The organism is Arthrobacter sp. B2a2-09, assembly GCF_027587375.1.
In the GTDB taxonomy this organism is placed as follows: domain Bacteria; phylum Actinomycetota; class Actinomycetes; order Actinomycetales; family Micrococcaceae; genus Arthrobacter.
Genome location: NZ_JAMXIC010000002.1, coordinates 215,104 through 230,015, shown reverse-complemented (window position 1 = coordinate 230,015; position 14,912 = coordinate 215,104). Strand labels below are relative to the sequence as shown.

Below are 14,912 nucleotides of genomic sequence, written 5' to 3'. Positions count from 1 at the left end.
ACTGTCAGCAGCCATGACACTTCATATTTCCTACCCCGCAGAGCTGCCCGTCTCCGAGCGCCGCGAGGACTTGATGGCGGCCATCGCCGCAAACCAGGTGACCATCATCGCCGGCGAAACCGGTTCCGGCAAGACCACCCAGATCCCGAAGATGTGCCTGGAACTCGGCCTCGGGGACAAGGGCTTGATCGGTCACACCCAACCACGCCGCCTTGCCGCGCGTACCGTTGCCGAACGCATCGCCTTCGAGATGGGCGTGGAGATCGGGCAGGAAGTGGGCTTCCAGGTCCGTTTCACCGGCGAAGTCAGCAGGGCTACCAAAATCAAGCTGATGACCGACGGCATCCTGCTCGCCGAGATCCAGCGGGACAAGCTGCTGCGGAAGTACAGCGCCATCATCATCGACGAGGCACACGAGCGCAGCCTCAACATCGACTTCATCCTGGGCTACCTCAAGCGGATCCTGCCGCAAAGGCCGGACCTGAAGGTCATCATTACCTCCGCCACCATCGACCCCCAGCGTTTTGCCAAGCATTTCGGCAGCGAAGAAGAACCTGCGCCGATCATCGAGGTCTCGGGCCGGACCTACCCGGTGGAAATCCGTTACCGGCCGCTGTCCCAACCGGCCGGTGGCAGTGCCTCCGGTGAGGATGAGGACGCGTCCGACGACGAGCTCGAGGAAGACCGTGATCCCCTCGACGCCGTGTGCGACGCCGTCGACGAGCTCGCCCTTGAGGCTCCCGGCGACATCTTGGTGTTCTTCTCCGGCGAGCGCGAGATCCGTGACGCCGCGGAAGCCCTGAACGGCCGGATCCAAGCCAACCGCAAATTGGCGGGCACGGAAGTCCTGCCATTGTTTGCCCGGTTGAGCCTGCAGGAGCAGCACAGGGTTTTCAACCCGGGCGGCAAGCGGCGGATCATCCTTGCCACCAACGTCGCGGAAACTTCCTTGACGGTCCCCGGCATCAAGTACGTCGTCGACACTGGCACGGCCCGCATCTCGCGCTACTCGCACCGCACGAAGGTGCAACGGCTGCCGATTGAACGTGTTTCACAGGCATCGGCAAGCCAGCGATCCGGCCGCTGTGGTCGTGTCTCCGAGGGTATCGCCATCCGGCTCTACTCCGAAGAGGACTTCGAGTCCCGCCCCCAGTTCACTGATCCGGAGATCTTGAGAACCAACCTCGCCGCGGTCATCCTGCAGATGACGGCCATGGGTGTTGCCCGCGGCCCGAAGGACGTCGAGAACTTCCCCTTTGTTGAGCCGCCGGACTCCCGAGCCATCAACGACGGCGTCACGCTGTTGCGCGAACTCGGCGCCTTAAGCGCTGCCCGCACGGGCGACGGCGGCGCTCCCCCGGCCGTCGACGGCCGCAACGCGCTCGTGAGCGGCGGCCTAACCGCCGTCGGGCAGAAGTTGGCCCAGCTCCCGGTGGACCCTCGGCTCGGCAGAATGATCGTGGAGGCAGGGAAGCGCGGCTGTGTCAAGGAAGTCATGATCCTGGCGGCTGCTTTGACCATCCAGGATCCGCGCGAGCGCCCGAGCGACAAGCAGCAGCTTGCAGGGGAGAAGCACGCACGCTTCCGGGACGAGAACTCGGACTTCACCGGGTTCCTGAACCTGTGGAACTACATCCAGGAGAAGCAGCAGGAGCTGTCCTCCACGCAGTTCCGCCGGCTGTGCAGGAACGAGTTCATCAACTACCTGCGCGTCCGTGAATGGCAAGACCTCTTCCAGCAATTGCGCCAGCTCGCCAAGCCGCTGGGCATCACTATCGACAACAAGCGCGAGGCCGACCCCGTAGGCAACAACGAGGGAATCCACATCAGCTTGCTCTCGGGACTGCTGAGCCACATCGGCATGCTGGATGAACGCAAGCGCGAATACGCCGGAGCACGCGGCAGCCGTTTCGCCATCTTCCCGGGCTCGGCTTTGTTCAAGAAGTCGCCGGCGTTTGTCATGGCCGCGGAATTGGTTGAAACAAGCCGGCTCTGGGCCCGGGTCGCGGCGAAGTTCGATCCCTTGTGGGCCGAACAGGTTGCACCGGATCTCGTGAAGCGCTCCTACAGTGAGCCTCACTGGTCCACCCGGACGGGTTCGGTCATGGCGCACGAGAAGGTCATGCTCTACGGGGTTCCCATCATCCCGAACCGCCGTATCAACTACGGCAGGGTCGACCCCGAGCTCTCCCGCGAACTCTTCATCCGGCATGCCCTCGTGGAGGGCGACTGGAAGACCCACCACAAATTCTTCCACCGTAACCGCGCCTTGCTCCACGAGATCGAGGAACTCGAGACGCGGATGCGCCGCCGGGACATCCTGGTGGACGACCACACGCTTTTCGAGTTCTATGACGCCAGAATCGGCAAGGACGTGGTCTCCGAACGCCACTTCGACAAATGGTGGAAGGAAGCCCGCCAGCAGGACCCTACCTTGTTGGACTTCGATCAATCGCTGCTTATCAGCGAAGACGCCGAAGCCTTGGATGATTCTGCCTACCCGAAAACCTGGCTGCACAAGGGCTTTGAACTGCCCCTGAGCTACGAGTTCCATCCCGTGGCTCCCGGCTCGCCGCCCAATCCCTCGGACGGTGTCACAGCCGAGGTTCCCGTGCTGTTCCTCAATCAGCTCGACGACGCCGCGTTCCGATGGCAGATACCCGGCCAGCGGGTGGAGCTCGTCACGGCCTTGATCAAGTCGCTGCCAAAAAACATCCGCAAGAACTTCGTGCCGGCCCCGGATGTGGCCCGGCAAGCGTCTGCTGCCCTGGAAACTGACTTCGATCCTGCCTCGGACAATCTCGAGGCCTCGCTCGAGCTGGTGCTGCGCCGTATCCGGGGACACATCATTCCTCCGGGATCGTGGAATTGGGACGCCGTTCCGGCGCACCTGCGCGTCAGCTTCAAGGTAGTGGACAGTCGCGGCAAGGTGCTCGACGAAGGCAAGGACCTTGCCGCGCTCCAGGAGCAGCTAGCCCCGGCTACCCGCCGGGCCATCGCCGAATCCCTCGGGGCAACACCTGCGACGACGGCACGCACCAAAGGCCCGAAGGGCGCACCCGCCGCCGGAGGTCCCGGGTCCCCGAGGGGAAACGGCAGCGGCGGGGCGACCCCGCAGGCCGCCGGTTTCCTGTCCGAGCAAACCGGACTCACCTCGTGGACTTTCGGAGCTATCGAACGCCAAGTGACGCGCACGGTGAAGGGGCACGACGTCACGGGTTTCCCCGCTCTCGTAGACGAGGGAAAATCCGTTGCGTTGCGCGTGTTCCAGACCCGGACGGAGCAAGAGTCGGCAATGCGCGGCGGCGTTATCCGGCTGCTCGCCCTTCGGGTTCCCGCCCCGGACCGCTACGTCCTGGAACATTTGAACAACACCGAGAAGTTGACGTTCAGCCAGAACCCCCACGGTTCGGTGAGCGCATTGATCGCGGACTGCGTCCTGGCAGCCATCGACAAGCTGACTCCGGCCGAACTTCCTTGGGACAGGGCGGCGTTCGATGCGCTGTACGAGCTGGTCCGTGCGGAACTGATCGACACCGTCTTCACGGTGACGGCCGTCGTCGAACGCGTCTTGGGGAGCACCCGGCGGATCGAGAAGCAACTCAAGGGCAGCACGAGCCTCGCCTTGATCAGTGCGCTCAATGACATGAAGAGCCAACTGGAGCAACTCGTGTTCCCCGGGTTTGTGGCACGGACGGGCTACGCCCAACTGAGCCAGCTGCCCCGGTATTTGGCCGGAATCGAGAAGCGCCTCGAAAAGCTCCCGAACAACGTCCAGCGTGACGGGCTGAACATGTCGGTCGTGCAGGCGTTGGAAGACGACTACGACGACGCCGTCTCGGCGCTGCTGCCCGGCCGACGGGCAGGAGCTGAGTTAACCCGGGTGCGCTGGATGATTGAGGAACTACGCGTGAGCCTTTTCGCCGTCGAGCTCGGCACGGCCTACTCGGTCTCGGAAAAGCGCATCCGGACGGTTCTCAACCAGGCGCTGGCACCCGCGTAAGCGCGGTGCCCGGCTGAGACGCTCGCTCACTTATAAGGCCTCAAGCCGAAACCCTCCTGCACATCTTATGCAAGAGGGTTTCGGGCTTTTCCGCCAAAGGTGAGCGAGCGTCGCCCCGGAACCGGGTTGCCGGGGAGGCCTCAGTCCGCCGGAACAGACTCTCTGTGGCCGGCCTCGACGAGGCCGGCGCGGAGTTTCGCCGCATTCGCGTCGAGCCGGGCAGGGTCCGGGTTGTGCTCTACGGTTCCGAAGTCGAAATCGGCCAGGGACGTTGCCGGGAAGACGTGCACGTGGAAGTGCTCCACTTCGAAGCCCACCACGGACAGTCCTGCCCGTGGTGCGCCGAACGCCTTCACTTGTGCCTTGCCGATTGTCTGCGCGACGGACATGACCTTGTTGAGGAGCTCAGGGGGGACGTCAGTCCAGCGGTCCACCTCTTTGCGCGGCACCACAAGCGTGTGGCCGTCGGTAAGCGGCGCGATGGTCAGGAAGGCCACCACGTCGTCGTCCTTCCAGACAAAACGTCCGGGAATCTCGCCGTTGATGATCTTGGTAAACAGGGTGCTCATACGTCTGCCTTTTCCGAAGCGGGCTGAAGGGTCTTGGTATCGAGGACGAAACGGTATTTGACGTCGCCGGCAACCATGCGGTCGTAGGCTTCATTGAGTTGCCGGGCAGTGACGACTTCGACATCGCTGACGACGCCGTGCTCGGCACAGAAGTCCAGCATTTCCTGGGTCTCGGCAATGCCGCCGATCAACGAGCCTGCGTACGAGAGCCGGCGTCGGATCAGCGCGCCGGGACTGACCGGAGGCATGTCGGTGGAAGGCAGTCCCAATTGGAAGAGGGCGCCGTTCAGTCGCAGGGTGCGGAAATATGGGTTCAGGTCATGGGGCGCCGCGACGGTGTCGATAATGACGTCGATGGTGCGGTTGGCGCCTTCCATGGCCTCGGGGTCCTTCGAGAGGATCACGTCGTCGGCACCGAGCTCTATTGCCGCCTCCATCTTGGCGTCCGAGGTGGTAAAGACCACTACCTGCGCCCCCATGGCCTTCGCAATCTTTACCGCCATGTGGCCTAGTCCGCCGAGTCCGACGACGCCCACCACGTCCCCTTCCTCGACGTCGAAGTAGCGCAGCGGAGAGTAGGTAGTGATGCCCGCGCACAGCAATGGCGCCACCGCGGCCGGATCAAGGCCCTCCGGCACGCGCAGCACGAAGCGGCGGTCAACCACTACCGAGGTGGAGTAACCGCCCTGGGTGATGGAGTCGCCGTTCCGGGCGTCCTTCACCCCATAGGTGCCCACGTTTCCGCGTTCGCAATATTGCTCCAGCCCTTCGAGGCAGCTGTCGCACTCGCGGCAGGAATCCACCAGGCAGCCGACGCCCACTACGTCTCCCAGTGCGAAGTCGTCGACGGCGGAGCCCACGCTGCGGACCCGGCCCACGATTTCGTGGCCCGGGACGAGCGGATAGTTCTGGGTCCCCCATTCGCCCCGTGTCGCGTGGACGTCGGAGTGGCAGAGGCCGCAGAAATCGATCTCGATCTCGACGTCGTCTTCCTTGGGAGCGCGGCGGGCCACGGTCAGCGGGACAAGACCGCTGTCCGCGGAAGTGGCGCCGTATGCGGCCGCGAGTGTCGGCGTGCCCTGCGCGGCCGCGGGTGTTGATGGGGTGGCGGGTGCGGCGTCCGCTGTCTCGTCACTCAAGACGAGCGGCTTGCCAAGGGGCGGAGGAACGGGGCGTCCGGGAGTCATGCTTCGACGCTACCCCTGCGGGCGGATTTTTTGCCACTCTGCGCCGCCACCTCCTCCGGCTTCACTGCGGCCAAGGCTCACTGACCCGGAGTACCCAGGGGCGCTGCTCCGGTGGCCACCGGGTTGGAGTCGAGCGAGGACCACTGCGAAAAGGAGCCCGGGAAGAGGGCCGCTCTGAATCCGGCGATTTCGAGGGCGGCGATTTCGTGGGCTGCCGTCACCCCGGAGCCGCAGTAGACCGCTACCTTGCTGCCCTCGTCGATGCCCAGGGCAGCAAATCTATTGCGGAGCTGGGCTGCGCGGAGGAAGGTACCGTCCGGTCCGAGGTTTCCGCTGGTGGGGGCGCTCAGCGCGCCGGGAATGTGTCCCGCGCGGGGATCAATGGGTTCGAATTCGCCGCGGTAGCGCTCCCCCGCCCGGGCATCGAGAAGGATTCCACGGCCGTGCCAGTCCGCTGCCTCGTCCATGCTGATCGCATCCATGTGGCCGTGCCCAAGCACCACGTCGCCCGGAACCGGCGCTTGCTCGTCCTGCGCCAACGGGTAGCCGGCGGCGCGCCAAGCGCCCAATCCGCCGTCGAGCAGGAAGACGGAATGGAAACCGGCGTCCCGTAGCAGCCACCACAACCGGGCCGCCGCGGTGCTTCCGCTGTCGTCGTAGGCAACCACGGTGTCGCCGTCGTTGATTCCCCAGGCACGGGCGCTCCGCTGCAGCGCCGCGGTGGGCGGCAACGGGTGCCTGCCCTGGCCCTCGGCCGAGGGATCGGCGAGTTCGTGATGCAAGTCCACATAGACTGCGCCTGGAATGTGGGCTTGGCGGAAGTGCGAATGGCCGTGCGGATCGCCCAACACCCACCGAACGTCGAGCAACACAGTCCGCTTGCCCGCATCCATGCGGTCCTTAAGCGAGGTGACGTTCATGATCGTGGCCATCAAATCTCCTTCGTTTTGCTGCGCCTACCAAGCGACTACCAAGCTGCTGCCGTGCAGCTGCCAACCGGCTCCAGCCTATCCTTGGGCGGCAGCCTCCGCCGGTAGGCTGGATCGGTGAGCACTCTACGCAACCAGGACCGGGCATGGGCCAGCGAAGCAATCCGACGCATCGAAGCCGAGAACAACCGCTCGGCGGACACGCACCTCTACGCGGTGCCGCTCCCCGAACACTGGGGTGTCCAGCTCTACCTCAAGGACGAGTCCACACACCGCTCGGGCAGCCTCAAGCATCGCTTGGCCCGGTCGCTCTTCCTCTACGGCCTGGTCAACGGCTGGATCACGGAAGGGACCACCATCGTGGAGGCTTCCAGCGGGAGCACCGCGGTGTCCGAGGCATACTTCGCCAGGCTGATCGGGCTTCCGTTCATCGCCGTGATGACCCGAACCACCAGCCCGGAAAAGATCGCCCTCATCGAAGAGTTCGGCGGCGCCTGCCTCCTGGTGGACCACGCCTCGGAGGTCTATGCAATGGCAGAGGACGTTGCGCGGACGTCCGGCGGTTACTACATGGACCAATTCACCTTTGCTGAGCGCGCTACGGACTGGCGGGGCAACAACAACATCGCGGAATCGATCTTCGAACAGCTCGCCCTCGAAGAGCATCCTGTGCCCGAATGGATCGTGGTGGGCGCCGGCACCGGCGGAACCAGCGCCACGATCGGCCGGTACTTGCGGTACCACTGCCACGCGACCCGGCTGGCCGTGGTCGATCCCGAAAACTCCGCGTTCTATCCCGGCTGGCGCGACGGCGTATCGGACTACTCCACGGGCATGCCGTCCAGGATCGAAGGCATCGGACGGCCGCGCATGGAACCCAGCTTTGTCCCGGCAGTCATCGACACCATGATCCAGGTTCCCGATGCCGCCTCGGTGGCCGCCATGCGGCAGCTGCGCCGGTTGGCCGGGCTGCACGCCGGGCCCTCCACAGGAACCAATCTTTGGGGTGTTTGCCAACTGGTTTCCGAGATGGTGGCCCAGGGAAAGCGAGGCAGTATTGTGTCACTCATGTGCGACGCCGGCGATCGCTACGCGGGAAGCTACTACAACCCGGACTGGATCGCCGAGCGCGGCCTGGACCCCGCCCCGTACGAGGCCGTGCTGACCGACTTCTTCGAGACGGGCACGTGGCCAAGCAGCATGTAGACGGCGCGGCGGACTGAGCTAGACCTCCACCGATTCCCGCGGCGACAACCTCGCATAGCTGGTACCGTACTTCGCACCGATCCGGGTCACGTGGCCTTCCACCAATCCGCGTCCGAGTTCGTTGAGCAGCCCATCGTGGACCGGGTAGGCCTTCGGTGCGCGGACCGCGATCACGAAGTCAACCACCTCGCCCACCTTTGACCAAGGCGCGTGAATGGGCACCAGCAGGGTTTGTACGTCAATGCCATCAGGAACAACGAACGAGTCCCCCGGGTGGAAGACGTTTTCGTCCACAAGGTAGCCAATGTTGGCCACTACCGGAATCTGCGGGTGGATGAGGGCATGCTGCCCTCCGAAGGAACGTATCGCGAAGCCCCCGGCTTCAAAGGATGTGCCGGGTTCGACGGCGTGTACCCGGCCGCCGTCGTCGCCCGCCTTCGCGGCCAGCTGGGAAGCGACCCCCGAGGGTGCGTGCACCTGCAGTCCGGGGTTTCCCTTGAGGGCTTCGACGACGGCGTCGGCGTCCACATGGTCCGCGTGCTCGTGGGTGATCAGCACCGCGTGGGCGCCTGCAAGGGCTTCCTCGGACTCCGAAAAGGTCCCGGGGTCGATCACGAGGACCTGGTTGTCCTTTTGCAGGCGGACACAAGCATGGGTGAACTTGGTGAGCTTCATGCAGCCAGCCTAGGGGCGAGCCTCCAATGGTGTCCATGAACCGGTGTGCACAAGCCGGTCTCCAAGCATGGCCGGCTGGTAACCTTGGTGTTTGCGAACATCCATATCGAAATGAGTCCACGAATGTCACAGGGCGCCAACGCCGCCACGTCCGGGCCGGCAGCCCAGCCGCTTCCGGCTGCGAAGGATTCCGCCGTCAAGGAGCAGCGCGTCACCAAGCAACGCCTGGCCGTCAGCGCCGCCCTGGACGAACTGGACGACTTCGTGAGTACCCAGGAACTGTACCGGCTGCTCCAGAACCAGGGCGTGTCGGTGTCCCTGGCCACGGCTTACCGCATTCTGCAGTCGCTTGCCGACGACGGCCTGATCGATGTGCTTCGAAATGCCGATGGTGAAGCCGTCTACCGCCGCTGTGCGGTGACGGGCCACCACCACCATCTGCTGTGCCGCAATTGCGGCAAGGCCGTCGAGGTCGAGGCCCCGGCCGTCGAGACGTGGGCAGCCCGGGTCGCGGCCGAAAACGGCTACACCGAAGTGGCGCACACCGTGGAGATTTTCGGGCTCTGCCCGGAGTGCACCGCAAAGAAGGCGGCGGGCCAGCTCTAGCCAGCTACCGTCTGGTCTTCCACTGCTTGGCCCATGGCTGCGTGGGGACGCACTATCCTGCCGTTGATTCCCCGTTTGGCGCGTACGTTGCCGATGATCCGGCACACCACATAGATCAGGAACGACAATGTGGTGACATACGGGCTGATCGGAATCCTGCTGCCGAGCGCCAGGAGGATGCCGCCCACAGTGGCAGTGATCGCAAAGAGCACGCTCCACAAGACCACGAGCCGCGGCGAAGTGGTCACCCGCAGGGCAGCAGCCGCGGGCGTGATCAGCAAGGCCAGCACCAGAAGCGCGCCAACTATCTGGATGGACAGGGCAACGCTGACGCCGAGCAACACCATGAAGGCAATCGCCAAGCCACGGACAGGCACTCCCCTGGCTTCCGCCATCTCGGGGTCCACGCTGGCGAAGCTGAGCGGGCGCCATATTGCGGCCAGTGCGAGCATGACCACCACGGCCGTGCCTGCCAGGACCTGGAGCTGAACAGTGTCCACCGAAACGATCTGGCCGGTCAGAAGCCCGAACTTGTTGGCCGCCCGGCCCTGGTAGAGGGCCAGGAACAAGATGCCCAGGCCCAGCCCGAACGGCATGATGACGCCAATGATCGAGTTCTTGTCCCGCGCCCGGACGCCCATGAGTCCCAGAAGCAGCGCAGCCGCGACGGATCCCGCGAGAGAACCAAAAATGATGTCCGCCCCGATGAGCAGGGCGAAGGAGGCACCGGCGAAGGACAACTCCGAAATGCCGTGCACCGCGAAAGCGAGGTCCCGCTTCATCACAAAGGTGCCTATGAGTCCGCCGAGCAGGCCGAGTACCGCCCCGGCCCAGATGGAATTCTGGACCAGCGCCAGCAATTCGCCGTAGTTTTCAAAGTTGAAGATGGTGTGCAGGATGCTGCCGAAATCCATTTAGTGACCTTCCTCCACACCGGCGTGGGCGTCATCGTGGTAGTGGGTAGTGGCGTCCGGAAGCCCGACGACCACGATCCTGCCGTTCGCGCGAATGACCTCCACGCGGCTGTTGTAAAGCTCGGAGAGGACCTCGGTGGTCATGACCTCCTCCGGTGTCCCCACCCGGAACCTGCCGCCGGCAAGGTAGAGGACGCGGTCCACGTAGTCGATAACCGGGTTGATCTCGTGGGTCACGAACACCACGGCGCTGTTCCGCTCGTGGCATTGCTGGTTGATGAGGGCACTCACGGCCTGTTGGTGATTCAAATCCAAGGACAGCAGCGGTTCGTCGCAGAGCAGGAGTTCCGGCTCCGCGGCAAGGGCCTGCGCAACACGGAGCCGCTGTTGCTCCCCGCCGGACAATTGACCCAGCGGCACGCGGGCGTAGTCACTCGCCCCCACCAAGTCCAGGAGGGAGTCGACGCGCTCATTGACGGCTTTGGCCTTGATTCGCAGACCCCATCGGTGGCCGTCGACGCCGAGGGCAACCAAGTCCCTGGCACGCAAGGGCGTATCCGGAGAAAAGGACTTCTGCTGCGGTACGTAGCCGATCTTTCGGCTGCCCCGTTCCACGGGGTGTCCGGCCACAGTCACCGTCCCCGAGTGAAGCCGCTGCAAACCGAGGAGGACTTTAAGGAAGCTGGTCTTGCCGCTGCCGTTGGGGCCGAGCACTGCGAAGAACTCACCCGCCTGGATGTCCACGTCGAGGTCCTTCCAGAGGGCCCGTTGGCCAAACTGGAGGCCCGCGCCGCGAAGGCTCACTACCGGTGTCAAAAAGATTCCTCGATCCATGGGGTTCGCGAAGCTATATGTTGGTGGCCTGCGCTTGGATGAACAGAGAGGGCCCCGCAGCCGCCCTGTACATCTTAGGACGATTGCGGGGCCCGTCTGTTCTGCTGCCTGGTGTTCTTTACTGCTGAGGGCCGTTTACTTGTTCAGGGCAGCAGCAACGTTGTTCACGTTGTCCGTCATCCAGGCGACGTAGTCCTTGCCCTCGGGAAGTGTCTCGGTGAAACCGATAACCGGAACACCAGCGGCCGTTGCCGCGGCCTTCAGCTTTTCCGTCTCGGCGCTCGCGGTCTGCTCGTTGTACGCCAGGAAGCGAACGGACTTCGAGGTAATCAGATCGCTCGTTTCCTTGACTGCTGCCGGTGGAACGTCCGAGCCGACCTCAATGGCGTGGCTGAATTCTTCAGGCGTCTTGTTCTCCAGGCCGGCAGCTTCAAGCAGATAGCCCGGGACGGGTTCGGTGATGGCTACTGGAGCGGAACTCTTGGAAGCTTTGATCTCAGCGACTTTGGCGCTGAGTCCGGTCAGCGAGGACTTGAACTTGTCGGCGTTGGCAGAAAAGGTCTTGGCATCGGCAGGGTTCAGGGTTCCGAGCTTCGCAGCTACGGCGTCGGCCACTTTCGCCATCGCGTCGAAGTTGTACCAGACATGCTCGTTGAACCCTTCCGGCACTGCTGCCGGTGATGCGCTGCTCGTCGCCGCCGGAAGGAGCCCGGAAACATTGACGGCGGTGATGGTCTTGTCCGCCGCCACCTTGCTGTCATCGGCTAGCTTGCTGAAGAAGTCGTCGTAGCCCGCACCATTGTCGATCACCAGTTGGGCCTTGGAGACGGCCAGCTTGTCCTGGGTGCTTGCCTCGTAGGAGTGCGGATCCTGGCTGGTCTTGCTGATGATGGAGGTGACAGACACCTTGTCACCGCCGACGCTCTTGGCGATGTCGCCATACACGCTGGTGGAGGCCACCACGTCGATCACCCCGGAGGACGACGACGGCGCGGTCGCGGCGGGTGCCGCGCATGCGGAAAGCAGGACGGCGACTGCCGCGCACGCGGAAGGCAGCGTGACAAGTGAAAGACGCGCGGCACGGGAAAGGCGGGCGACAGGGGAAAGGCGGGCGGCGGTACGACGCACGGGAAACCTCGGATCTACCGAATCAAGCACAACAGGGGACTCAACGAGTGTAGCCCTAAATGGGAATGATTCCTATTTAGAATTCCGAGTGGCCCTTGCTGACCCCCTCGGGGGCCAGCAAGAGTTTACGCTGACTCGTGTCCGCCCAGCCGTCGGATTCCCCTGGCCTGGGTGGCGTCACGGATCTCGCCCACAAGCTGCTCGATAACGTCCTCCAGGAACAACACGCCCAGAGTCGCGCCGCCTGTCCCCACAACCCGGCCGAGGTGCGAGCCGGTCCGCTGCATCACGGACATGGCATCTTCAATCTCGTCCTCGGGTGCGAGGTTCACGAGGGACCGGATCCGGCTTTCCGCAATCGGATAGCGGCGTCCTTCCTCGGGGATGGAAAGCACATCCTTGATGTGCAGGTAACCGGTCAACTCGCCGTCGTCGTCCAACACGGGGAAACGGGAGTAACCGGTGCGGCTGACCGCTTTCTCCAGTTGCCGCGGCGTAGAACCAGGCTTGAGCGTTACGAGCTTGTCCAGCGGCACCATGATGTGCGCCGCGGTGTGCTCGGAAAACTCCAACGCGCCGCTCAGCAGGCCGGCGTCGTCGTCCACCAGTCCGTGGCGGGTCGATTCCTGGACGATCGACTGCACTTCTTCGAGCGTGAAGGAGGAAGTCACCTCGTCCTTCGGTTCGATCTTCATCAGGCGAAGGATGTGGTTGGCCAAGGAGTTCAGCGTCCAGATAACGGGCTTCACGAACCGGGCAATATGGACGAGCGGAGGCGCCAGCAGCAAGGCCGCTTTGTCTGCCACGGAAACCGAGATGTTCTTGGGGACCATCTCGCCAAAGGTCACATGGAGGAAGGTGACCGCCAACAGCGCAACCGCAAAAGCGATGACGTCCGCAAATTCAACCGGGACGCCCACGGACTCCAGCGGCGCTCCCAGCAAATGGTGGATGGCCGGCTCGGCCACCAGGAGAATCAGCAAGGAACACACGGTAATGCCGAGCTGGGCACACGCAAGCATCAGCGAGACGTGTTCCATCGCGTACAGGGTGGTCTGCGCGCGCTTCGAACCCCTTTGGGCCAAAGGCTCAATCTGGCTGCGGCGCGCGGACATCACGGCAAATTCGGCGCCGACAAAGAAGGCGTTGGCGATCAACAGGACTACGAGCCACAGGATTCCTGCCCAGTCGCTCATGCTGCGCGTCCTTTGCGGTTGGTTTTGGCTACGGGGTTGCCAACGGCATCGCCTGCCGAGCCGCCGGAGCTCTTACTCAACCGCTTGCCGGCTTGCTTCCTGCTCTGCCATCCGCTCGAATCGCTTTCTGCCGCGCCTTCATCGTCGGCACCATCATCGGGGGCGTCGGGCGCTGTCGGGTGGAAGCAAATGCGGTCGATGCGGCGGCCGTCCATTCGGGTGACGGCCAGGGTGCCGCCCCCGGCCTCGACGATGTCGCCGACCATCGCGATCCGCCCCAGTTGGCTCATGACGTAACCACCCACGGTTTCGTAAGCGGGGTCGTCGGGGACCGTCAGGCCCGGGATCTGTTCGCTGACCTCGTCCGGTCGCAATAGCCCGGGGAAGTACCAATCCCCCGAGGCGCTCTGCAGCAATCCGGGCCGGACCTTGTCATGCTCATCCGCCACTTCGCCGACGATTTCCTCCACGAGGTCCTCAAGGGTCGCGATTCCCGCGGTTCCGCCGTACTCATCGAGCACGACGGCGAGTTGCAGGTTGCCCTCGCGGAGTTCCAAAAGCAAGGCGTCGAGGTGGATGGTCTCGGGAACGCTCAGGACCTCGGACATGATGGCTCCGGCCTCCAGCCGGCTCCTGCGTTCCGACGGGACGGACACGGCTTTCTTGATGTGCACCACGCCCCGGATGTCATCGGCCGATTCGCCGATGACCGGGAAGCGCGAATATCCGGTCCGCCGGGCCGCCTCGATGATGTCTGATACCGGCTGATCGGCGTCGATGGTTTCCATGCGGATGCGCGGGGTCATGACGTCGGCTGCCGTGCGGGCCGAGAAGTTCAGTGTTCGGGCAACAAAGTTGGCCGTCCCGGCGTCGAGGGTTCCAAGCTCTGCCGAACGGCGCACCAGTGAGGCCAGTTCAGAAGGCGAGCGGGCGCCCGAGATCTCTTCCTTGGCCTCCAGTCCCACGAGGTTGAGCATCTTGTTGGAGAAGCCATTGAGCACCACGATTGCGGGCTTGAACACGGCTGTGAACATCAGTTGCGGGCGGGCCAATGCCCGGCCCAGCGGAAACGCCAAGGCTATGGCCATGTTCTTGGGGACGAGTTCGCCGATCAGCATCGACAAGACGGTGGCGAAGGTCATGGCCAGGATGAGCGACAAGGACTGCGCAGCAGCCTCGGGCAGCCCGGCCCAGAGCAGCGGTCCGTGCAATAGGGAGCCAACCGAAGGCTCCATGACGAAGCCGGTCAACAAGGTAGTGAGGGTGATTCCCAATTGGCAGCTTGAGAGCTGGGTAGAAAGGGATTTCAGGCATTTGAGCAACGCCGCGGCGGCGTGGTCTCCGCCGTCGACCGCTCTTTGGACTGTTGACTGGTCCAGCGCCACGAGCGAGAACTCGACGGCGACGAAGAAGCCAGTGCCCAGAATCAGGAGCACGCCGGCGAAAAGCAAAAGCCACTCCATCAGAGGCCGCCGGATGGGGCGAACTGCTGGAGAACGGCCCCAGGAAGACTAAGGGCAGATTGACCCGGCGGGGGTTGGTCGGACGCAGCGGACGTATGATCCGCCGACCGGCCGGCCTGGAGCTCCGGGGTGCGATGGGCATCTGTACGGGCATTGCCGGCTCTGTGGGTGCGTTGCGCGGAGATTGCCGAACGGCTTCCCC

Annotated in this window: 12 protein-coding genes; 3 read left to right on the top strand and 9 right to left on the bottom strand. The window is 63.9% G+C overall.

The genetic code is table 11. The features are described from left to right. Positions 1-13: 13 nt before the first annotated feature. A complete protein-coding gene (gene hrpA / locus NFJ07_RS03165) occupies positions 14-4,003 on the top strand; it encodes an ATP-dependent RNA helicase HrpA (RefSeq protein WP_269992447.1) in 3,990 nt (1,329 codons plus the stop codon). Between the two features lie 140 nt (positions 4,004-4,143). Here the strand turns inward: hrpA and NFJ07_RS03160 are convergent, their stop codons facing one another. The 3 genes from NFJ07_RS03160 to NFJ07_RS03150 all read right to left on the bottom strand — a co-directional run bounded on the left by NFJ07_RS03160 (position 4,144) and on the right by NFJ07_RS03150 (position 6,691). Then, positions 4,144-4,572, bottom strand: coding sequence for an HIT family protein (locus NFJ07_RS03160; RefSeq protein WP_269992446.1), 429 nt, complete (start codon positions 4,570-4,572; stop codon positions 4,144-4,146). Continuing rightward, on the bottom strand, positions 4,569-5,759 hold the full coding sequence (locus tag NFJ07_RS03155) for an NAD(P)-dependent alcohol dehydrogenase (RefSeq protein ID WP_269992445.1): 1,191 nt from the start codon (positions 5,757-5,759) through the stop codon (positions 4,569-4,571). The genes NFJ07_RS03160 and NFJ07_RS03155 overlap by 4 nt, the downstream gene beginning before the upstream one ends. A gap of 77 nt (positions 5,760-5,836) precedes the next feature. Then, positions 5,837-6,691, bottom strand: a complete 855-nt coding sequence (locus NFJ07_RS03150; protein WP_269992443.1) for a sulfurtransferase — start codon at positions 6,689-6,691, stop codon at positions 5,837-5,839. A 114-nt stretch (positions 6,692-6,805) separates the two neighbouring features. Here NFJ07_RS03150 and NFJ07_RS03145 point away from each other — a divergent pair, with 114 nt between their 5' ends. Then, the gene (locus tag NFJ07_RS03145; protein WP_269992442.1) at positions 6,806-7,894 is read left to right on the top strand and encodes a PLP-dependent cysteine synthase family protein; all 1,089 of its coding nucleotides are present in this window, start codon (positions 6,806-6,808) and stop codon (positions 7,892-7,894) included. 18 nt (positions 7,895-7,912) lie between these two features. Here the strand turns inward: NFJ07_RS03145 and NFJ07_RS03140 are convergent, their stop codons facing one another. Beyond that, a complete protein-coding gene (locus NFJ07_RS03140; protein ID WP_269992440.1) occupies positions 7,913-8,569 on the bottom strand; it encodes an MBL fold metallo-hydrolase in 657 nt (218 codons plus the stop codon). Between the two features lie 123 nt (positions 8,570-8,692). Between NFJ07_RS03140 and NFJ07_RS03135 the strand changes: the two genes are divergently transcribed. Further along, positions 8,693-9,175 carry a Fur family transcriptional regulator gene (locus tag NFJ07_RS03135; RefSeq protein ID WP_269992439.1) on the top strand — a complete coding sequence of 161 codons (483 nt, stop codon included), beginning with the start codon at positions 8,693-8,695 and terminating at the stop codon, positions 9,173-9,175. Here NFJ07_RS03135 and NFJ07_RS03130 read toward each other — a convergent pair. The 5 genes from NFJ07_RS03130 to NFJ07_RS03110 form a co-directional block, all read right to left on the bottom strand. Then, positions 9,172-10,089, bottom strand: a complete 918-nt coding sequence (locus NFJ07_RS03130; protein WP_269992437.1) for a metal ABC transporter permease — start codon at positions 10,087-10,089, stop codon at positions 9,172-9,174. The two genes, NFJ07_RS03135 and NFJ07_RS03130, sit on opposite strands and share 4 nt — an antisense overlap. Then, the gene (locus NFJ07_RS03125; protein WP_442865277.1) at positions 10,090-10,923 is read right to left on the bottom strand and encodes a metal ABC transporter ATP-binding protein; all 834 of its coding nucleotides are present in this window, start codon (positions 10,921-10,923) and stop codon (positions 10,090-10,092) included. A gap of 135 nt (positions 10,924-11,058) precedes the next feature. Continuing rightward, positions 11,059-12,051 (bottom strand): metal ABC transporter solute-binding protein, Zn/Mn family, encoded by a 993-nt coding sequence (locus NFJ07_RS03120; protein ID WP_269992435.1) that lies wholly within the window; start codon positions 12,049-12,051, stop codon positions 11,059-11,061. Positions 12,052-12,176: 125 nt separating this feature from the next. Beyond that, complete coding sequence (locus tag NFJ07_RS03115) at positions 12,177-13,247, bottom strand: hemolysin family protein (protein WP_269992434.1); 1,071 nt, start codon at positions 13,245-13,247, stop codon at positions 12,177-12,179. Next, entirely contained in the window at positions 13,244-14,710 is a 1,467-nt protein-coding gene (locus NFJ07_RS03110) for a hemolysin family protein (protein WP_269992432.1), read from the bottom strand. Before NFJ07_RS03110 ends, NFJ07_RS03115 begins: the two co-directional genes overlap by 4 nt. Between the last annotated feature and the right edge of the window lie 202 nt (positions 14,711-14,912).

Excerpts from the sequence above, each read along its gene's own strand:
- hrpA (WP_269992447.1), top strand. The coding sequence starts at position 14 with ATGACACTTCATATTTCCTACCCCGCAGAGCTGCCCGTCTCCGAGCGC.
- NFJ07_RS03160 (WP_269992446.1), bottom strand. The coding sequence starts at position 4,572 with ATGAGCACCCTGTTTACCAAGATCATCAACGGCGAGATTCCCGGACGT.
- NFJ07_RS03155 (WP_269992445.1), bottom strand. The coding sequence starts at position 5,759 with ATGACTCCCGGACGCCCCGTTCCTCCGCCCCTTGGCAAGCCGCTCGTC.
- NFJ07_RS03150 (WP_269992443.1), bottom strand. The coding sequence starts at position 6,691 with ATGGCCACGATCATGAACGTCACCTCGCTTAAGGACCGCATGGATGCG.
- NFJ07_RS03140 (WP_269992440.1), bottom strand. The coding sequence starts at position 8,569 with ATGAAGCTCACCAAGTTCACCCATGCTTGTGTCCGCCTGCAAAAGGAC.
- NFJ07_RS03135 (WP_269992439.1), top strand. The coding sequence starts at position 8,693 with ATGTCACAGGGCGCCAACGCCGCCACGTCCGGGCCGGCAGCCCAGCCG.
- NFJ07_RS03130 (WP_269992437.1), bottom strand. The coding sequence starts at position 10,089 with ATGGATTTCGGCAGCATCCTGCACACCATCTTCAACTTTGAAAACTAC.
- NFJ07_RS03125 (WP_442865277.1), bottom strand. The coding sequence starts at position 10,923 with ATGGATCGAGGAATCTTTTTGACACCGGTAGTGAGCCTTCGCGGCGCG.
- NFJ07_RS03115 (WP_269992434.1), bottom strand. The coding sequence starts at position 13,247 with ATGAGCGACTGGGCAGGAATCCTGTGGCTCGTAGTCCTGTTGATCGCC.
- NFJ07_RS03110 (WP_269992432.1), bottom strand. The coding sequence starts at position 14,710 with ATGGAGTGGCTTTTGCTTTTCGCCGGCGTGCTCCTGATTCTGGGCACT.